Annotated in this window: 18 protein-coding genes; 9 read left to right on the top strand and 9 right to left on the bottom strand. The window is 73.8% G+C overall.

Translation table 11 applies throughout. The features are described 5' to 3' along the window. Nucleotides 1-91: 91 nt before the first annotated feature. Entirely contained in the window at nucleotides 92-886 is a 795-nt protein-coding gene (locus AB0424_RS03435) for a class E sortase (RefSeq protein WP_366301821.1), read from the bottom strand. A gap of 241 nt (nucleotides 887-1,127) precedes the next feature. Here AB0424_RS03435 and AB0424_RS03430 point away from each other — a divergent pair, with 241 nt between their 5' ends. The 5 genes from AB0424_RS03430 to AB0424_RS03410 all read left to right on the top strand — a co-directional run bounded on the left by AB0424_RS03430 (nucleotide 1,128) and on the right by AB0424_RS03410 (nucleotide 8,496). Then, nucleotides 1,128-2,318, top strand: a complete 1,191-nt coding sequence (locus tag AB0424_RS03430; RefSeq protein ID WP_366301819.1) for a serine hydrolase domain-containing protein — start codon at nucleotides 1,128-1,130, stop codon at nucleotides 2,316-2,318. 219 nt (nucleotides 2,319-2,537) lie between these two features. After that, nucleotides 2,538-3,518 (top strand): LysR family transcriptional regulator, encoded by a 981-nt coding sequence (locus AB0424_RS03425; protein ID WP_366301818.1) that lies wholly within the window; start codon nucleotides 2,538-2,540, stop codon nucleotides 3,516-3,518. Between the two features lie 151 nt (nucleotides 3,519-3,669). Continuing rightward, nucleotides 3,670-5,268, top strand: a complete 1,599-nt coding sequence (locus AB0424_RS03420) for a M4 family metallopeptidase (protein WP_366301817.1) — start codon at nucleotides 3,670-3,672, stop codon at nucleotides 5,266-5,268. 160 nt (nucleotides 5,269-5,428) lie between these two features. Beyond that, nucleotides 5,429-6,619 (top strand): 4-hydroxybenzoate 3-monooxygenase, encoded by a 1,191-nt coding sequence (locus AB0424_RS03415; RefSeq protein WP_366301815.1) that lies wholly within the window; start codon nucleotides 5,429-5,431, stop codon nucleotides 6,617-6,619. Nucleotides 6,620-6,708: 89 nt separating this feature from the next. Continuing rightward, nucleotides 6,709-8,496: a methyltransferase gene (locus tag AB0424_RS03410; protein WP_366301813.1), complete on the top strand. Its 1,788-nt coding sequence runs from the start codon at nucleotides 6,709-6,711 to the stop codon at nucleotides 8,494-8,496. An 81-nt stretch (nucleotides 8,497-8,577) separates the two neighbouring features. On the opposite strand, the gene AB0424_RS03405 is transcribed toward AB0424_RS03410, so the two are convergent. From AB0424_RS03405 to AB0424_RS03385, 5 genes are all read right to left on the bottom strand, one after another. Beyond that, nucleotides 8,578-8,865 carry an SHOCT domain-containing protein gene (locus AB0424_RS03405; protein WP_366301812.1) on the bottom strand — a complete coding sequence of 96 codons (288 nt, stop codon included), beginning with the start codon at nucleotides 8,863-8,865 and terminating at the stop codon, nucleotides 8,578-8,580. A 97-nt stretch (nucleotides 8,866-8,962) separates the two neighbouring features. Further along, nucleotides 8,963-9,406 carry a DUF6325 family protein gene (locus tag AB0424_RS03400; protein WP_366301811.1) on the bottom strand — a complete coding sequence of 148 codons (444 nt, stop codon included), beginning with the start codon at nucleotides 9,404-9,406 and terminating at the stop codon, nucleotides 8,963-8,965. 111 nt (nucleotides 9,407-9,517) lie between these two features. Continuing rightward, a complete protein-coding gene (locus AB0424_RS03395; protein WP_366301810.1) occupies nucleotides 9,518-9,943 on the bottom strand; it encodes a hypothetical protein in 426 nt (141 codons plus the stop codon). Between the two features lie 79 nt (nucleotides 9,944-10,022). Beyond that, nucleotides 10,023-10,487 carry an SHOCT domain-containing protein gene (locus tag AB0424_RS03390; protein ID WP_366301809.1) on the bottom strand — a complete coding sequence of 155 codons (465 nt, stop codon included), beginning with the start codon at nucleotides 10,485-10,487 and terminating at the stop codon, nucleotides 10,023-10,025. A 63-nt stretch (nucleotides 10,488-10,550) separates the two neighbouring features. Further along, nucleotides 10,551-11,213 (bottom strand): HdeD family acid-resistance protein, encoded by a 663-nt coding sequence (locus AB0424_RS03385; RefSeq protein WP_366301808.1) that lies wholly within the window; start codon nucleotides 11,211-11,213, stop codon nucleotides 10,551-10,553. Between the two features lie 162 nt (nucleotides 11,214-11,375). Here AB0424_RS03385 and AB0424_RS03380 point away from each other — a divergent pair, with 162 nt between their 5' ends. Together AB0424_RS03380 and AB0424_RS03375 are read left to right on the top strand one after the other, a co-directional pair. Then, nucleotides 11,376-11,567: a CsbD family protein gene (locus tag AB0424_RS03380; protein ID WP_366301807.1), complete on the top strand. Its 192-nt coding sequence runs from the start codon at nucleotides 11,376-11,378 to the stop codon at nucleotides 11,565-11,567. Nucleotides 11,568-11,574: 7 nt separating this feature from the next. Beyond that, nucleotides 11,575-12,402: a CPBP family intramembrane glutamic endopeptidase gene (locus AB0424_RS03375; RefSeq protein WP_366301805.1), complete on the top strand. Its 828-nt coding sequence runs from the start codon at nucleotides 11,575-11,577 to the stop codon at nucleotides 12,400-12,402. Nucleotides 12,403-12,415: 13 nt separating this feature from the next. On the opposite strand, the gene AB0424_RS03370 is transcribed toward AB0424_RS03375, so the two are convergent. Genes AB0424_RS03370 through AB0424_RS03360 form a run of 3 tightly spaced genes read right to left on the bottom strand, consistent with a single transcriptional unit; the run spans nucleotide 12,416 to nucleotide 16,461 of the window. Then, the gene (locus tag AB0424_RS03370; protein WP_366301804.1) at nucleotides 12,416-14,248 is read right to left on the bottom strand and encodes an alpha/beta-hydrolase family protein; all 1,833 of its coding nucleotides are present in this window, start codon (nucleotides 14,246-14,248) and stop codon (nucleotides 12,416-12,418) included. 60 nt (nucleotides 14,249-14,308) lie between these two features. Next, on the bottom strand, nucleotides 14,309-15,865 hold the full coding sequence (locus tag AB0424_RS03365) for a glycerol-3-phosphate dehydrogenase/oxidase (protein ID WP_366301802.1): 1,557 nt from the start codon (nucleotides 15,863-15,865) through the stop codon (nucleotides 14,309-14,311). Then, on the bottom strand, nucleotides 15,862-16,461 hold the full coding sequence (locus tag AB0424_RS03360) for a TetR/AcrR family transcriptional regulator (RefSeq protein WP_366301800.1): 600 nt from the start codon (nucleotides 16,459-16,461) through the stop codon (nucleotides 15,862-15,864). Before AB0424_RS03360 ends, AB0424_RS03365 begins: the two co-directional genes overlap by 4 nt. Nucleotides 16,462-16,535: 74 nt before the next feature. On the opposite strand from AB0424_RS03360, the gene AB0424_RS03355 reads away from it, so the two are divergent. Together AB0424_RS03355 and AB0424_RS03350 are read left to right on the top strand one after the other, a co-directional pair. Continuing rightward, nucleotides 16,536-18,131, top strand: a complete 1,596-nt coding sequence (locus AB0424_RS03355) for an FAD-binding oxidoreductase (protein ID WP_366301799.1) — start codon at nucleotides 16,536-16,538, stop codon at nucleotides 18,129-18,131. A 29-nt stretch (nucleotides 18,132-18,160) separates the two neighbouring features. Further along, entirely contained in the window at nucleotides 18,161-19,042 is an 882-nt protein-coding gene (locus AB0424_RS03350; RefSeq protein WP_366301798.1) for a YegS/Rv2252/BmrU family lipid kinase, read from the top strand. Nucleotides 19,043-19,142: the final 100 nt, after the last annotated feature.

Below are 19,142 nucleotides of genomic sequence, written 5' to 3'. Positions count from 1 at the left end.
GCCCGTGAACGTCTCCACCCACACCGGCTCAGCCCGCAACACCCCACCCATACAGGGAAAATGCCCAGAACTGAGCCTTCTGCAACACCCTTTAGGCCGGCCGCGTCGACGTCAGCACACCGATCTTGTCGATCCGGTGCTCGGGGTTGTGCAGGGCGTCCCGCCAGCGGTTCCCCGCCGCGTCGTCCTCCGGCGTCGCGCAGGTGGAGAGCGTGATCATCGCCCGGGTGGGCCGCTCGCCCGGATCTCCCGGCACCGCGGCCCGCTGCTCGGCGAGCGAACGGGCCGAACGGAAGGACGTGCTGCGCGTCTCGGTGATCTCGTAGGTGTACACCGTCCCTCCGGCCGTCACGTGCACCCGGTCGCCCACCTCGACCGCGGGCAGCTCGCGCAACGGTCCGCCGGCCGAGAGCCGGTGGGCCGTCACCAGGTAGTTGCCGACCTCCCCCGGCCCCACGCCGCCCCGTTCGCCGTACGGACTCGCCGCGACCCCGCGGTCCTGTATGCGGGTCCCCGCGCGGTCGTCGGTCGTGCCCTCGTACGGCACCACCGCCAGGTCCTCGACCCCTATCGACGGTATGGAGAGCTCGGCGGGGAGATGCGCACGGGGCGAGGGCGGCGTGGCCGTGGGGGACGGGGCCGCCGCGGCGACGGCGGTCGCGGGGGACGTGGAGGGCGGTGCCGGGGGCGGTGTCGGTGCGGCCGAGCGGACGGAGACCTCCGACGACGGACCGTGCGCCCCCGTGGCCGTACCCGCGGCGCCCGCGCAGCCGGACGACGCGGCGACGCCCAGCACGAGGGCGGCGACGACCGCGGCCGGCGTCCGCAGGGGACTCCGGCGCCCCGACGCCCCCGGAGGAAAGGACCTGTCCCGCGTGGCACCCATACCCCCAGGATGACCCACTCCGCGCGCCCCGGCACCCACGCCCCCGCACTCCGCGGCCGGCTTCCGGCACCGGCCGTGAAGGCCCTCCGGAGGCGCCGCCCCGCTCGCGCCGGACCGCGGGCGTGTCTGGGCCGGATGGAGCACCGGGGCGGGCAGGCCACGGCACGGCGTCCGATGCTGAGGCGGACCAGCCCGAACCGGGTGACCGCCCGCCGCCCGGCATCACCGTGAAGGAGCCCCTGTGTCGGCACGATCTCATGTCCGGTCCCGCTCGCGCGCCCGTCTGCGGCTGACCGTCGCCGGCCTGGCCGCGTCGGCGGCGCTCGCCGGCCTCGTCCAGCCCGCCCAGGCCACGGGCACGCCGACACCTCCCGACGCGTCCCTTCAGAAGCAGCTGGACGACCTCGTCCGCACGGCCGGAGGGCCGCCCGGAGTGATCTCGGTGCTGCAGCGGGGCGAGCGCACCACCGTCCTCCGGGCCGGCGTCGCCGACACGGAGACCGGCCGTCCGCCGCGCGCGACCGACCACATGCGGATCGCCAGCGTCGCCAAGGCGTTCAGCGGGGCGGTCGCCCTGCGCCTGGTGGACCGGCACCAGCTGGACCTCGACGACACGATCGGCGAGATCCTTCCGTCGCAGCCCGTGGCGTGGCACAAGGTGACGCTCCGCCAGCTGCTCAACCACACCAGCGGACTCCCCGACTTCTCCCAGGCCCCGGCGTTCCTGGAGGTCCTGCAGGCGGACCCCCGCCACCACTTCGACTCCCGCCGGCTGCTCGACTACGTCGCCGACAAGCCCCTGGACTTCCCGCCGGGATCGAAGTACGTCTACTCGAACTCCGACAACATCGCCGTGGCCCTGATGGCCGAGGCCGTCACGGGGCGCCCGTACGAGCGGCTCCTCGACCGGCTCGTGTACCGGCCGCTCGACCTCCGCCGGACGAGCCTTCCCCAGGGCTACCGTCTCCCCCGTCCCTATCTGCACGGCTACGACGTGATCCCGCCCGCCCCGCCGGAGGACATCAGCGAGGCCATCGGGGCCTCCGGCGTCTGGGCCTCCGGCGGCATCGTCTCCACCCCCAAGGACCTCAACGCCTTCGTCCGCGCCTGGGCCGGCGGACCGCACTTCCTGTCCGAGCGGACCCGCCGCGAGCAGCGGACCTTCATCCCCGGCGCCGCCTCCGAGCCCGCGGGCCCCGGCGTGAACTCCGGCGGACTGGCCGTCTTCCGGTACCAGACCCGCTGCGGCACGGTCTACGGCCACACGGGCAACTTCCCCGGCTACACCCAGTTCGCCGCCGCCACCGCCGACGGCCGTCGTTCCCTCACCTTCTCGATCACCACCCAGACCAGCAAGACCGCCAAGCCCGAACTGCTCGCCAAGGTCCGGGCCGTGCAGGAGGACTTCGTCTGCGCCCTCCTGCGCCACTGACGACGCCGGACCTTCCCCGGCCGTCCCGCCGCCCCGCCGCCCGTTCGGGCGGCGGGGCGGTGCCCGTGCAAAGGGGGCGGTGCGGGCGCGGAGATTTTGCCGTCCCGTGGTTGCTGGCCGGGCGGGGGCGCCGGAGTGTGGGTGACCATGCCCTCGGGCAGGGGTGTTGCTGGTCACGGGGGGTGCCGAGGGCCCCTTCGCCCTGAGCGGGGAAGGTTCATGCAGCTGGAGTTCCGGCACCTGCGGGTGCTGCTCACCGTCGCGGAGGCCGGGAGCATCCGCAAAGCGGCAGCGCGGCTCCAGCTGTCGCAGCCGGCCACGAGCGCGCAGCTGAAGCGGATCGAGGGCGAGTTGGGCGGCCCGCTGTTCGTGCGGAGCGCCGAGGGGGTGAAGCCGAACGAGAACGGGCAGTACGTGCTGCGGTGCGCACGGGACCTCGTCGTCGGCTTCGACCGGTTGAGGGAGTACGCGCGGGGGGCGGGCGAGGCGGACAGCGGGGCGGCCCTTCCGCTGCGGGCGGGCGGAACGGCGGGACCGCTCGTGTCGCTGCTGATGTCGGCCCTGTTCGAGCTCGTGCCGGGAAACGGGGTGACCGTGGACGCCCGGCGGTCCGTGCACGCGCTGGTGAAGGCGCTGGGGCTGTCGAAGTGCGACATCGCGGTGTTCGGCGAGTTCCCGGGGTTCCCCCTGCCCGTCGGGGAGTCGGTGGCGGCGCGCACGCTGCTGCGCGAGCCGGTCTTCGTCCTGCTCGCCGAGGACCATCCGCTGGCGCGCCGGGAGCGGGTCGCGCTGCACGAGCTGGCGGACGAGGAGTGGGTGATGCCGGAGGCCGACGAGAGCGGGGTGCACGCGTACCTGCATCTCACCTGCCGGGCGGCGGGGTTCACGCCGAAGGTGGCGCACGTGACGCCGGACCTGTCGGTGGCGCAGATGCTGGTCGCCGGCCGGCGGGCCGTCTGCGGGGTGTGGCCGAGCGCGGACGTCCCGGCGCGGGGGACCGTGCTGAGGCCGCTGGTCGACGTCCCGTTCCACCGGCGGCTCCAGCTGGCCTGGAACACGGCGTCGGTGCCGGCGGAGCTGGCCGGCGCGGTGGGGGACCGGCTGCTGGCGGAGTACCTGGCGCTGGTGCGGCAGCGGCCGGAGTACCTGGCGTGGTGGGAGGACGGCGGGGAGGGGTTCGCGCTCGGCGCGGACCGCTGACCGCGCGCTCGGGGCGCCGCGCAGCGCACGTATAACTCCGGGGTTGTATCCCATATGGGATCACGTCAGGAACATGTCACCTGGTGAACACTTCGCGTCAACGTCCCAGGACGTCGTCACCCCCCACGACGAGCGAAGGAAACACCCCGTCATGCCCCGTTCCCTCCTTGCCCTCTCCACGATGGTCGCCGCCGCAGTCGTCACCGCGGGGGTGACGGCCGTACCCGCCCACGCCCGGCCCGACGCGGCCGGCGGAGGCTCCGTCCGCGACACGGCGATATCCCGGGCCGAGTCGAACGTGGCCCGGCACGCCGACACCTTCGGATACGGGGCGGGCCAGGCGCTCCGCGTCAAGGACGTCGTGATCGACGCCGACGGCACCCAGCACGTCCGCTTCGAGCGGAGCTACCGCGGCCTCCCCGTCGTCGGCGGCGACTTCGTCGTCCACCAGAAGGCAGACGGCTCGCTCAAGGGGTCCACCCACGCCAGGGCCCGCAAGGTGGCGCTCGCCTCCGTCACCCCCGCGGTCGACGCCAAGGGAACCGCGGCCGGCGCCCTCAAGCGCTCGAACGGGCTGGTGAGCGAGGCCAGATCCACCCCCGAGCTGATCGTCTGGGCGGCGGACGGCGCTCCCCGGCTGGCCTGGCGCACGACCGTGCAGGGCCTGGGCGACAAGGGGCAGCCGCACGGCGAGGTCTTCGTCACCGACGCCGCCACCGGCGCGGCGATCGAGAACTACGACACCGAGCGCGAGGCGGCCGGCACCGGGCACTCCGAGTACACCGGCGACCTCACCCTCGACACCACCCTCCAGGCGAACGGCACCTACGCGCTGATCGACCCGGTGCGCGGCCACGTCACCAAGGACGCCCGCAACGTCTCGTCCTCGTCCCTGAACAGCTCCTCCGGCACCCTGTTCACCGACGCCGACAACGTCTGGGGCGACGGCCGGAAGTTCTCCGCCGACCGCTCCACCGCCGCCGTCGACGCCCACGCCAACACCGCGAAGACCTTCGACTACTACAAGAGCACCTTCGGCCGCAGCGGCATCAAGAACGACGGCCGCGGGGCCACGGTCTTCGTCCACGTCGGCACGAACTGGGACAACGCCCAGTGGTCGGACTCCTGCTTCTGCATGATGACCGGCGACGGAGACGGCAGCGTCGACCCCGAGCAGGTCGACCTCGACACCATGGGCCACGAGATGACCCACGGCGTCACCTCGGCCACCGCCAACCTGCGCTACAGCGGCGAGTCCGGCGGTCTGAACGAGGCCACCAGCGACATCCTCGGCACCATGGTCGAGTGGTACGCCGCCAACGCCGTCGACACCCCCGACTACCTCTTCAGCGACCAGTCCACCCCGCCGTGGCTGCGGCGCTTCGACAAGCCCTCTCTCGACGGCCGCTCCGCCGACTTCTGGTCGAAGTCCGTCGGCCGGCTCGACGTGCACAACTCCTCGGGCGTCGGCAACCACTGGTTCTACCTCGCGAGCGAGGGCAGCGGCACCAAGACGATCAACGGCGTCACCTACACGAGTGCGACGTACAAGGGCACGACCGTGACGGGCATCGGCAACCAGAAGGCCGCCGCCGTCTGGTACCGGGCGCTGACCGTCTACATGACCTCCACCACGGACTACAAGGGAGCCCGCGCGGCGACCCTGAGCGCGGCGAAGGACCTGTACGGCGCCACGAGCGCCGAGTACGCCACCGTGGCTGCGGCCTGGACCGGGGTCAACGTCCTCTGACGCGCTGGCGCACGACCTGATCCGACCACGCACGCGGGCCCCGCCGTCACGGCGGGGCCCGCGTGCGTGGACGCCCATGAAGAATCCTTTTCTCGTGGAATGTGGCATTCGAGTGATGTTGGAGCAGCGGCGCGCGTTCCCCTGCTTAAGATCCACTTCCGTGACAGAGAGTCAACATGCAGAAAAGAAACGGGAGTCGGCCGACGTCGTCATCCTCGGGGCCGGTCCCGCCGGGCTCGTCCTGGGCAACCTCCTGCTGCGGAGCGGGATCGACTGCGTCGTCCTCGAACGCACCGGACGCGACCACGTCCTGAACCGCGCCCGGGCCGGGTTCCTCGCCGCGCACACCGCACACGTACTGCGGCGCCACGGCCTGGACGAGGGGCTGCGGCGACGGGGACGGGAGCACGGCGTGTGCGAGTTCCGCACCGAGGACGGGCGCTTCCGGCTGGACTACAGGACGCTCGGCACCGGCGAACCCCACACGGTCTACCCCCAGCACGAGCTGGTGGCCGACCTCCTCGCCGCCTACCTCGGCGCCGGCGGCCGCATCCGCTTCGACACCGAGGCGCTGGAGGTCGGCGACGCCGACGGCGACCGCCCGTGGGTGGCCGCGCGGGAGCCCGACGGCCGGACCGTGCGGTGGCGGGCCCGGTACGTCGCCGCCTGCGACGGCCGGCACGGCGCCGGACGCCGCTCGCTGCCCGAGGGAGCCGTACGACACCACCGCGACCACGGCGTCTCCTGGCTCGGACTCCTCGCCGAGGCACCGCCCAGCCTCGACGCCGTCGGGTACGCGACCCATCCGCGGGGCTTCGCCGGACACATGGCCCGGTCCGCCGACATCACCCGCTACTACCTCCAGTGCGACCGCGGCACCCCGGCCGAGGAGTGGACCGAGGAGCGGATCTGGGACGAACTGGACCTGCGGATGCGCAGCGACCAGTACGGCCCGCTGCGGCGCGGACGCATCGTCCAGCGCGCCGTCGTCGACCTGGAGTCCGACGTGCTCGACACCCTCCGGTACGGCTCGCTCCTCCTCGCCGGCGACGCCGCCGGTCTCATCAGCCCCTCCGCGGCGAAGGGCGCCAACCTCGCCGTGCTGGAGGCCGAACTCCTCGCCGAGGCCCTCGCCGCCGACCTCCACCGGGACGACCCCGAACCGCTCGCCCGCTACTCCGACCGGTGCCTCACGCACATCTGGCGTGCGCAGGAGTTCTCGCACTGGATGATCGGCCTCCTCCACGGCGCGCCCCCGTTCCAGGAGGGCATGCGCCGGTCCCGCATGGAGTCGCTGCGGACGTCCCGTGCCCATCAGGACTGGTTCGCCGAGCAGTACGTCGGCATCTGAACCCCACCCCACCGCCCCACGCGGTCCGAGGTCCCGGCCCGTCGGCCCGGAGCCCGCTCCTTCCGCCCTTTCCCCGAGGAATCCCCCTGATGAGTACCCCTGCACCGGCGGCGACCTGCCTCGCGCCCGACGACGTCCGGCGCCTGCGCGCGACGGCCGCGTTCGTCCGCGAGCAGGAGACGTCCCTCCTGCTGTCCCGCGTGCTCCCCGGCCTCGACGGCCCCGAGCTGCGGGCGGTGGCCGACCGGTGCCGCTTCTCCCACGCCGCGCTGCTGGTCTTCCCGGCCGACCGGCCGGGGACGCGGTCCGCACTCGCCGCCTGCGGGCTCCCCGACGACACCGGGTCCCGGCCGAGCGTCGTGGTGCGCGACCGGCTGGCCGCGCGCCACGGACTCGACGCCGCCGATCTTGACGTAAGGATTCTCCGGCCCGCCGTCCGGGGTCCCGACGGGGAGCACCGCACGGTGGAGGTGTTCGCGCTCGCCGTGCCGCCAGCCTCGCCGCTGTCCGCGCTCGCCGTGCACGAGCGGGAGCACGGGCACGAGGCGCACCTCGCCTTCGACGTGGACCGGCCCGACGCCCTGGTCCTGCGGGGACTGCGGGCGAGCCTCGCCCGGCACGGGGCGGTCGCCGACGGCGGCGGGTACAACCCGCACGAGGACGGCACCGTGTTCTACTTCGCCACGCCCGCCGGGACGAAGACCGAGTACCGCCGCATGGAGCTGTACGCGAGCGGGGACCACCGGGACCTGCTCGCCGAGCACCTGGCCGAGCGGCCGTCCGGCCACCGCGCGGCGGAGGACGGACGCGACGGTACCGCCACCGCAGAAGCAGACGCGGGCGCGGCGGTCGGCGCGGCCTCGGACGCCCTCGCCGCGGAAACGCTCCTGCGGCTGCTCACCGGTGCCTGGACCACCCAGGCCCTCGCCACCTGCGCCGAACTGCGGCTGCCGGAGGCCCTCCGACCGGACACGCCCCGCACCGCCCGGCAGCTGGCGACCGAGGTCGGGGCGCGCCCGGACGCGCTGGAGACGCTGCTGCGCTACCTCGCCATGCTGGACGTGGTCACCGAGGACCGGGACGGCTTCCGGCTCACCCCCGCCGGGCTGCTGCTGCGCGAGGACGCCGCCGGCTCGATGCGGCCCCTGGCACTGATGTACGGAGGCCCGTTCTACCGTTCCTTCGCCCACCTGGCCCACGCCGTGCGGACCGGCGAGCCCGGCTTCGAGCACCTCCACGGCGAGAACCACTTCGACCACTTCGCCCGCGACCCCGCGCTGGCCGCGACGTTCGACCGGTCGATGGCGGCCGGCGCCCGGATGTTCGACCCCGTGCCCGCCCATCCCGTCCTCGCCGCGGCCGCGGCGGGACCCGGCCCCCGCACGGTCGTCGACGTCGCCGGCGGCACCGGCGAACTCCTCGAACGCGTCCTGGCCGCCCACCCCGCGCTGCGCGGCGTCCTCCTGGAACGGCCGCACGTCGTCGCCGCCGCCCGGGACCGGCTCGCCGCCACCGAGGTCGGCGCGCGGTGCTCCTACCGGGTCGGCGACTTCGCCGACGTCCCCGGGGCCGGGGACGTGTACCTGCTCTCCCGCGTGCTGCACGACTGGGACGACGAGCGGTGCCGGGAGATCCTGGCGCACCTCGCGGACGCGATGCCCGCGCACGCCGACCTCCTCGTCGTCGAACGGCTGCTGCCCGACGACGCCGCCCCGTCCCTGGCGACCGCGTGGGACCTGCACATGCTCTGCAACACGGGCGGGCGCGAGCGCCGGGCCGGCGCCTACGCGGCGCTGTTCGACACGGCCGGCCTCGTCCTCGTCGGGCACCGCCCGCTGCCCCTCGACGCGCACGTCCTGCACGTCCGGAAGCGCTGACCGCACCGGAAGGGCGCCGGTCCCGGTGCGACGACCGCCGCACCGGGACCGGCGCCCCGCGCCGTCCTGCCGGGACCTGCCTCAGGCCAGCAGCCGGCGCTTCTGCTCCTCGAACTCGGCGTCGGTCAAGACGCCCTGGGTCTTGAGCTCCCCCAGCTGCCTGAGCTGTTCGAGCTTGTTGTCCATGCTGTCCGCGGCCGGCGCGGCCGCGGGTGCGGGAGGCGGCGGGGCGTACTGCGGCTCGGGCTCCTGGGCCGCCTGCTGGTTGGCCCAGCGGCCTGCCTGGCGCCGTGACACGCGGTTGGACACGGCGGTCGCCGTGCCGGCGACCACGGCCGTGCGGGCCACTCCGCGGAGAAGACCTGGCATCGGGTGTTCCTTTCTCGTGCTCCGCCCGGAGACCGACGCGGTCGGCGGACGGGTTCGACACGGGGGCGGCCGGTCGGCCGGCTCGGCCGGCGACCGGTCAGGACGCGGCCTCGACCGCTTCGAGCGAGGCGAGCACGGCCTGGACGGGCAGTCGGCCGGAGGCGACCAGCTGTGCGCCGCCGCGTCGCAGGGCGGCCGCGAACGGGCCGGCCCACACGTTCTCGTAGACGAGCAGACCGGCGGCGTTGCCGGGCTCCACGGCCACGGCGGCCTCGTCGATGTCGTCCTGCCCGAGCAGACCGGAGCGCGCGCCCTCGAAGACGGCGAGATCCAGTTCGCCGTCGCCGTCGAAGTCGGTGATCTCCAGGCCGGAGACCGTGCCGTCCTCGTCCTTCCTGATGAACACGAGGTCGAGGATCCGGATGATGCCCCGGTCCACCAGGTCGACCAGCAGCGGAAAAGCCTCGCCCGTCATGCGGTTGCCGGTGAACTCCACGACCACGTAGTCGATGGGGCCCATCTCGGCGAATTCCTCGCTCACAGCGTCACCTCTGGCAGTAGGGAACCGGACCCCCTTGTCATTCCAACACCGGACGCCGTGCGCTGCACCCGGTGCGGGCGGTCCGGGCGGACCCGTCCCGCCCCGCACGGTCTACGCGAGGGCGCCGTCGTCGCGCCGCACCACGCACAGCGCCCAGATCACGAATCCGGACATGGCGATCATCACGATCGACCAGGCCGGGTAGTACGGCATGGACAGGAAGTTCGCGATGATGACGACCGCGGCGATGACCACGCCCGCCACCCGCGCCCAGGTCGCCGTGCGGTACAGACCGAAGCTGACGATGACGGCGACGAGACCGAGGGCCAGGTGGATCCAGCCCCACGAGGTCAGGTCGAACTTGAAGACGTAGTTCGGCGTCGAGACGAAGACCTCGTCCTCGGCGATCGCCATGATGCCCCGGAAGATACCGACGAGGCCGGTGATGCCGAGCATGACGGCGGCGAAGACGGTGAGTCCGCCGGCCCATGCCTGTCTGGAGGTGTCCGCGGGACGGGGGGTGTGCGTGGCGGCCATGACGATGCCTCGCTTTGCGTTCGGATCGGCGGGCGCCGACGGCGCCCGGGGGTGGTGGGGAACGGTCGGGGGTCGGCGGTCAGCGGTCAGCGGTCGGCGGTGTGGTGCCGGTGGGCCCGGAGCTCGTCGAGGGCGGGTCGTCGTTCAGGATCAGCGCCTTCGCCCGGGCGAACTCCTCGTCGGTGATCTCCCCGCGGGAGCGGAGCTCGGAGAGCTTCGTCAGCTCCTCGGCGTGGCTGCGCCGGGTGTCGCCCGACGCCGTCTCGCGGATGTAGGCGTCGAACTCCCGCTGCTGCTCACGGGCCTGGGCGATCTCGCGGCGACCCATGTTCTTGCCCCGGGCGATCACGTACACGAGGACGCCGAGGAAGGGCAGGAGGATGACGAAGACCAGCCATCCGGCCTTGCCCCATCCGTTCATCTCCTTGTCGCGGAAGATGTCGGTGATGATCCGGAAGAGCAGGATGAACCACAGCACCCACAGGAAGAACCAGAACATGGTCCAGAAGGCGCCGAGCAGCGGATAGTCGTAGGCCAGGTACATGTCTTCTCCGTTCTGCGGGGGACCGGGCGCGTCGCGCGTTCCTCACGCGCCCGCGTGGCGGCGTCAGGCGGGCGGGCCGGACGCCTCGCCGCCCGTGATGCCCGCCCGGCGCAGGGCCGACCGCCACGCCAGGGCGACCGCCGTCTCCGCCAGACCCAGGAGGATGAGCCACAGGCCCAGCAGCCTGGTCAGGGTCCGGGCCGACTCGGTCGGCAGGGCCAGGACGACGATGCCCGCGACGATGCCGAGCGCGGCGACCGCCATCACGATGCCGCGGTGCGGCATGTCCTTGGTGGCGATGGCCGTGTAGAGGGTGAAGATGCCGGACACCAGCCAGACGGCGCCGACGATGAGGGAGAGCGCGGCGATCGTCTGCAGCGGGTTCCGCAGACACAGCACTCCGCCCAGGACGCACAGGACGGCCACGATCAGACCGGGCACCCGCTCCCCGGCCTCACGGCGACCGAACACCGCGACGAACCGGAAAGCGCCGGTCACCAGCAGGTACAGCCCGATGAGGACCGCCAGGACGTGCAGGGTCACGTCCGGCCAGACCAGGGCCAGGACGCCCGGGACGAGCGTCGCCAGCGCCGCGCACAGGAGCCAGACCCACGACCGTCCGAGACGGGCCAGCTGATCGGCGGGGTCGGCCGGGGAAGCGGGGTCGGAACCGTAGGGCTCGGACGCCGGGGCGGCGTGGGGTGTGGGGCCGTGTGACGGGGCCATTTCTCCTCCTCCCGGTCGCCCCCGCGGAGCGCGGGAGCATGCGGGCGGCCGGTTACTTCCACATCAGTCTGCGCCCATCGCCCGGCCACCGCCTCCCGCGCCCGCCGCCCGGCTTCCGCCTCGCTTACCTTGGAGCTGGGGGACCGACCCCGCGGAGGATCGATGGACAGGAACCACACCCTGGACATGGCCAAGGCCAGGCTCAAGGAGATCACCGGAAAGCTCACCGGCCACGAGCGCATGGAGTCCGAGGGGAAGACGGACCAGGCGAAGGTGAAGATCCGGCAGAAGGTGCAGAGCATCCGCCACCGCGCCGAGGGCATCAAGGACTCGTTCAAGAACGACCGTTCATGACACACCGATGCACCGGGACTCCGAGGACGCCGGACGCCGCACCCCGGACGCGGCCGGGCCGGCCTGTCCGGCGGACGGCGACGGACCCCCGGTAAGGGGACGACGCCGTGCCGACGGCCCGTCGCCGGGCCGGTTGCGGCGGCCGATCGGCACGTGGCCGGCCGTGGGCCTCGTCGTCGGCGTCCTCGCCGGGGCCAACGTGCTCCTGGCACGGGCGGACGGTGTGCTCCGGCCGGTGGCCGCCGTCGCCGTCGGCGCCCTGCTGCTCGCCGTGCTCCGCTGGGCCGGCGGCACCCTCGCGGACGCGGGACTGGCACGGGGGACGCTCGCCCGCGGTACCCGCTGGGCGCTGGTCCTGATCGGGCTGGTCGCCCTCGTCTACCTCGCCGGAGCGCTGCTGCCGGCCACCCGGCCGCTGTTCGAGGACCGGCGCTACGACGGGATGACCGGGGGAGAGTTGGCGCTGCGCGTCCTCGTGGCGGTGCCCGTCGGCACCGTCCTGGTGGAGGAGATCGCGTTCCGCGGGGTGCTGTACGGGCTGGTGCGCAGGGCCCGGGGGACGGTCTGGGCGACGGCGGTGTCCAGCGTGCTGTTCGGCCTGTGGCACGTCCTGCCGTCCCTGCACCTGGCCACGGCGAAGCCGGCCATGGGCTCGGTCGTCGGCGACTCCGCGCTCGGCACGTTCCTCGCGGTCGCGGGCGCCGTGCTCTTCACGGCGGCGTCCGGTGTCCTCTTCTGCGAACTGCGCCGCCGCAGCGACAGCCTGCTCGCGCCGATGGGGCTGCACTGGGCGGTCAACGCGCTCGGCTACGTCGCCGGCTTCCTGCTCCGCTGAACAGTGCCCGGCCTCACTGCTCCGGCTGGATGACGTCCCGCAGCCGGTCCAGATCCTGCGGGGTGAAGCCCGACGGCCGCATGACGGCGTTCCAGCCGTCGACGTAGGCGGCCTTGTAGGTGTGCCCGTGGCCGTCCGGCACGCCGGTGGAGAACGGCAGGTCGGCGGTGACCTGCCAGAAGGTCACGAAGGGGATCCAGACCATCTCCTCCAGCACGTCGCTGCCGGGTGCCTCGCCGATCCAGTCGGGCTCGGAGAGCGCCAGCGACGGGCTCCACCAGACGATCGGGTCGGAGGGGTGCATGAGGTACAGCACCCGCGTGCCGTCCCACGGCCGGTCGGCCGGCGGGATCCCGTCGGCCGGGTCGTCGGTGAAGCGGACGGTCCGGCCGTCGCGGTAGACGGGTTCGATCTCCGGGCTGCCCGGCTCGCGGTGGTCGCTGAACTCGCGGAACAGGGTGTTGAAGTTCGGCGGCCCGGCGAACAGGGTGCCGGCGGTGCGGTTGCGCAGGTCGTACTCGCCGCTGAAGGCGGTCTCGCCGCCGAAGGACCCCAGGCTCTCGCCGGCGACGAAGAGCCGCGGCCGCTGGTCCTGGGGGAGCTTGGACCAGACGTCGTAGACCGCGTCGAAGAGCTCGCGGCCCGCCTCGCGGGCCTTGGACTGGTCGACGAGGTAGGAGAGCCAGGACGGCAGGTAGGAGTACTGCATCGCCACGGTGGCGGAGTCGCCGTCGCCGAGGTACTCGAAGGAGTCCACGGCGGCGGGGTCGACCCAGCCGCTTCCGGTCGTGGTGATCACGAGCAGGTTCTCGCGCTCGAAGCCGCCGGCGCGTCGGAGGTCGGCGACGGCCCGGTCGGCGCGGGCCTCCGCGTCGTCGGCGGTCTGGAGTCCGGCGTAGGCGCGGACGGGTTCCTGCGCCGGGCGGTGGGTGAACGCGCCGATGTCCCGGGCCGTGGGGCCGCTGCCGGTGAAGGCCCGGCCCTGGTAGCCGAGGGTGTCCCACGGCACCAGCGAGCCGGGCCCGCCGGAGCGCAGGGTGGTCGTGGGCTGGTGCACGCCCTCCGGGGTCTCGTTGTCCCGCAGCGAGAACGCCTCGTTGGTCGCGTTCACGAAGCCGGCCAGGAGCACGCCGCTGACCACGGACCAGGCGAGGGCCACCACCGCGACCCAGCCGACCACGCGTGCCGCGCGAGGGCCGATCCAGCGTTGCAGGATCCGGGAGAACCAGTGGTACAGGCGCCGGAGTCCCCGGCCCGCCGACAACAGGAGCCAGAAGACCAGGGCGGCCACGAACGGGCAGGCGACGGCGGTGACGACGTTGTAGTCGGTGACCCCCATGAGCCGGCGGATCTCGTGCTGCCAGTACTGGCCGAAGCCGAAGGACAGGCCGAAGAGCACGATCGCGCAGACGATCAGGACCCGCCACGACCCGTGCGACGGGGTCCGCGCGTCACGGTCCGCGAACGCGCGCCACACGAAGGCGGCGACCACGCCGAGGCCGTAGCCGATGGCCGCGCTGATGCCGCAGATCAGCCCCTGGAGGACGCCGCCCCGGGGCAGCAGGGAGGGGGTGAAGGAGAGGCAGGCGAGGAGGAGCGCGCCCCAGCACCCGGGAAGCGTGAGGCGGAGGTGCCACCGGCGCTTGGCGGACCCGGCGGCGGCCGGATCGGCTTCCCGGTCCTTGGCGGCGGCCGGATCGGCTTCCCCGTCCTCGGCAGTGGGCGGATCGGCTTCCCCGCCCCCGCCGGTGCGGGAATCCCGCGAGGCCGGCGAGGCGTCCCCGGCCCCCGGACCCTCGCGCTCCGGGGAGCCATCCGACGGAGGTTCGTGCTGGTCAGGAGTCATGGCTGTCCTCCGGGTTCGGGGGAAATCATCCCAGGACCCGGCAGGACCCGCCATTCGGTGTCAACCCGCCGCGAGGGCCTCCCGGGCGGCCTCCTCGGCGACGGTGCGGTCCTCGGGGACCAGCCCGATGCGGGTGCGGCGGTCGAGGAGGTCGGAGGTGTCGAGCGCGCCCTCGTGGCGTACGGCCCACAGCAGTTCGGCGCCGGTGACGGGATGGCCGGGGACGACGGGCTCGGCGAGGGCGGGGTCCGCGAGCCCGAGGGCGTGGACGGCCGGTGCCTCCGCCCCGTAGCGGTGGACGAGGCGGGGCGGCACGTCGAGACCGGCGAGGGTCCGGGCGGGGGCGGCCCCGACGAGGGGGACGGACGCGGTGCGGCACGGGCCGGCGGTCAGGCCGCTCGCGGCCACGGCGGCGTCGACGGCGTCCTGGGCCATGCGGCGGTAGGTCGTCAGCTTCCCGCCGACGACGGTGACGACGCCGTCGGGGGAGGTGAGCACCGCGTGCCTGCGCGAGATGTCGGCGGTGCGGTCCTCCGGGCCCCGGGTGTCCAGCAGGGGGCGGAGCCCGGCGAAGGCCCCGACCACGTCGGTCCGGTGGAGGGTGACGTCGAGCGCCGAGCCGAGGACGTCGAGGAGGAACCCGATGTCGGTCTCGGGGACGTCCGGCACGTCGGGGACGTCGCCGTCGACGGGCTCGTCGGTGAGGCCCACGTACACGCGTCCGTCGCCCTGGGGCAGGACGAGGACGAAGCGGTTGGTCTCGCCGGGGATCGGGATGTGCAGCCCGGCGGAGAGGCGGCCGAGGTCCTCGGAGCGCAGGACGAGGTGGGTGCCGCGCGAGGGCCGCAGACGGATGTCGTCGACGAGGCCGCCGGCCCAGACACCGGTCGCGTTGATCACGGTGCGGGCGTGGACGCGCAGTTCCTCGCCGGTGGTCTCGTCGCGGACCGTCGCGCCGTCGCGGTGCAGCGCGACGGCGCGGGTGCGGGTGAGGACACGGGCGCCGTGGGCGGCGGCGGTGCGGGCGATCGCGGTCACCAGGCGGGCGTCGTCGGAGAGCTGGCCGTCCCAGGAGAGGAGTCCGCCGCGCAGTCCGGTGGGGCGCAGGGCCGGGGCGAGGTGCCGGGTCTCGACGGCGGAGAGGGTGCGGGGCCGGGGGAGGGTGCGGCGCGAGGTGCGGGCGGAGACGCGCAGCAGGTCGCCGGCGAGGAAGCCGGAGCGGGCCAGCGCGGCCTGGCCGCGGCTGACGAGCGGGGTGAGGGGGAGGACGAAGGGCTGGGCGCGCACGAGGTGCGGGGCGGTGCGCTCCATCAGGATGCCGCGTTCGACGGCGCTCTCGTGGGCGACGTCGAGCTGTCCGGAGGCGAGGTAGCGCAGTCCGCCGTGGATGAGCTTGGAGCTCCAGCGGGAGGTGCCGAACGCGAGGTCGTGGGCGTCGATCGCGGCGACGGTGAGCCCGCGGGTGGCCGCGTCGAGCGCGGCTCCGGCCCCGGTGGCGCCGAGCCCGACGACGAGGACGTCGACGGTCTCGCCGTCGGCGAGCCGGCCGAGTTCGCGTCGGCGCCGCTCGGCGTCGAGTGAGGAGCCGGGCAGGGCGGTGCTGCTCGTGGGGGTCATGGCGTGAGCGTCCTCTCCAGCAGGGTGCGCAGCTCGCCGAGGAAGGCGGCTTCGCTCAGTTCGGGATCGGTCTCGTCGGTCATGGTGCGCAGCGAGAGCGTGAAGGACTGGACGACGAGCAGCAGGGACCGGGCCTGGAGGTCCGGCCGTACCCGGCGTACGGAGCCGTCCTCGTGGCCGTCCTCGAGCGCCGAGTGGAGGAGTCCGAGCAGGGCGTCCTGGCTGGCGCCCCGGCGGTCGAGGACGTACGGCAGCAGCAGCTCGGGGTCCACGTCGAGGATCTTGTGGAAGAGCGGGTGGGCGCGGAACGCCGCCGCTCCGGAGACGAGTCCCTCGACGATCCGTTCCCGTTCGGGGCGGTCGTCGTCGCCGGGCGGCATGGCGCCGGCGGCGACGGCGATCCACTCGCGGGTCATCAGGTCGCCGACGAGGCTGCGCACGTCGGGCCAGCGCCGGTACAGCGTCATCCGGGACACGCCGGCGCGCCGGGCGACGTCGGTGAGGGTGGTGCGCCGTACGCCGACGGCGAGCACGCAGTCGCGGGCGGCGTCGAGGACGGGATCTGTGTCCGCATGGTTGTGACGAATGGGCGTCATCTGTCACAGTGTAATGCCAGCGCGGGCCCAGTGGCAGCGCGTCCGTGAAACAGACCGTGAGGAACCCTTTCGAAGTGGACATGTTGTGGAGCGGCTGGGGCGACCCGGCCAAGGCGGCACCGCTGCCCGACTCGGTCACCGGCCTGCTGCGGGACCTGCTCGGCGTCACCCCCCGCGAGAGCGGCCCCGCCGCACTCGCGGACATCGAACTCCCCGCCCCGGGACTCACCGACGAGGCCCGCGCCGCGCTCGCCGCCGCCGTCGCCGCACCCGACGGCCTGCGCGACGACGCCGAGAGCCGCGTCCGGCACACCCGGGGCAAGTCGACCCCCGACCTCCTGCGCATCCGCGCCGGCGAGGTCGACGACATCCCGGCCGCCGTCGTGCTCCCCGGCGGCCACGACGAGGTCCTCGCCGTCCTGCGCGCCTGCGCCGACCACGGCGTCACCGCCGTCCCCTTCGGCGGCGGCACCTCCGTCGTCGGCGGCCTCGCGCCCACCACGAAGAGGCCGTTCGTCGCCCTCGACCTGCGCCGCCTCGACGGACTCCTGGCCGTCGACGAGGTCTCGCGCACCGCGACCCTCCAGCCCGGACTGCGCGGCCCGCAGTGCGAGGCACTGCTCAACGAACGGGGCTACACCCTGGGGCACTTCCCCCAGTCCTTCGAGTGGGCGTCCGTCGGAGGCTTCGCCGCGGCCCGCTCCAGCGGCCAGGCGTCCGCCGGATACGGCCGCTTCGACGAGATGGTCCTCGGCCTGACCGTCGCCACCCCCGAAGGCACCCTGGAGACCGGCCGGGCCCCCCGCTCGGCGGCCGGCCCCGACCTGCGCCAGCTCGTCCTGGGCTCCGAGGGTGCCCTCGGCGTGATCACGGCCGTGACCGTGCGCATCCGTCCGCTGCCGACCCGGCGGATCTACGAGGGGTGGCGCTTCGCCTCCTTCGAGGCGGGCACCGCGGCGCTGCGCCGCCTCGCCCAGGACGGCCCGCGCCCCACGGTGCTGCGGCTGTCCGACGAGTCGGAGACCTTCATCGGCCTCGCGCAGCCGGACGCCATCGGCAGCGCCGAGGTCCCGCAGAACCCCGGCTGCATGGCGATCGTCGGGTTCGAGGGCACCGAGGACGACACGGCCGCCCGCCGCGCCGCCGCCCGCGAGGTCCTCCTGGCCTGCGACGGCGAGTACATCGGCGAGGAGCCCGGCGACCGCTGGGAGCACGGCCGGTACAACGCCCCCTACCTGCGCGACGCCCTCCTCGACGCCGGCGCCTTCGCCGAGACGCTGGAGACGGCCGCCTTCTGGTCCGCGATCCCCGGGCTCTACGCGGCGGTGCGCGACGCGCTCACGACCACCCTCACCGAGGCCGGCACCCCGCCCCTCGTCATGTGCCACATCTCCCACACGTACGAGAACGGTGCCTCGCTCTACTTCACCGTCGTCTCCGCGCAGGGCGAGGACGCCGTCGCCCACTGGGAGCCGGTGAAGCGGGCGGCCAACGACGCGATCCTGGCGGCCGGCGGCACCATCAGCCACCACCACGGAGTCGGCACCGACCACCGCGACTGGTACGCCCGCGAGATCGGCCCCCTCGGCATCCGTATGCTGCAGGCCGTCAAGGCCGAGGTCGACCCGTCCGGCGTGCTCAGCCCCGGAGTCCTCATCCCCGTCCGCTGAACCCCTTCTGCCGCCCGGAGGCCAGACCCATGCGACAGTTCACCGCCGTCGTCAACCCCACCGCTGGGGGTTCCAGCGGTACGGCGGGCCTGCTCCCGCTGGCCCGGCTGCTGCGGGAGGCCGGCGCCGGCCTCGACACCGTCTACAGCCGCAGCCTGGAGCACGCCCGCGAGCTCGCGCGGGCGGCCGGGGAGGAGGGGCGCGTCGTGCTCGCCGTCGGCGGCGACGGCATGGCCGGCTGCGTCGGCGGCGCCCTCAGCGGTACGGACACGGTGCTGGGCCTGGTCCCCGCGGGCCGCGGCAACGACTTCGCGCGCGCCCTGGGGCTCCCCACCGACGCGGCCCGGCTCGCCCCGATCCTCCTCGACGGCGCACCCCGGGCTGTCGACACCATCGAGGTGGAGTCGGCCGTCCACGCACGCGTGTGCGTCCTGGGCAGTGTGTACGCCGGCGTCGACGCGGTGGCCAACCACCACGCCAACACCACCCGGCTGCTGCGGGGCGCCGCCTCCTACTACGCCGGCGGCCTCCGGGCGGTCCTCGCCTGGAAGCCGGCCGCGTACCGGATCACGATCGACGGGGAGACGCACGAACGCACCGGCTACACGGTCGTCGCGGCCAACTCAGGCTTCTACGGATTCGGCAGGAAGGTCGCCCCGGACGCCCGCGTCGACGACGGACTGCTCGACGTCGTGGTCATCAACGAAGCGCCCAAGCGGCTCTTCTTCGCCATGATGAACGAGCTGAAGACGGGCGCCCACCTGGCCCGTCCCCAGGTCGAGATCCTGCGCGGCAAGGAGATCCGCATCGAGGCCGACCGGTCCCTGCCGTACGGCGCCGACGGCGAGGTCGACGCGGCCCTGCCGGTGACCCTCCGCGTCCGGCCCTCCGCCCTGCGGGTGCTGGCCTGACCGGACCGCGTCCGGTCGTCCGCCGGAACGCCCCCGCTTAGGCTGGAAGAGCCGGGGCTTCCGGCGGCGAGGTGGGTGAGCACGTGGCGGGGTCACTGGG

The organism is Streptomyces sp. NPDC051180, assembly GCF_040689545.1.
In the GTDB taxonomy this organism is placed as follows: domain Bacteria; phylum Actinomycetota; class Actinomycetes; order Streptomycetales; family Streptomycetaceae; genus Streptomyces.
Note: the sequence above shows the minus strand (reverse complement) of the source record. Positions and strands in the feature narration are given on the sequence as shown.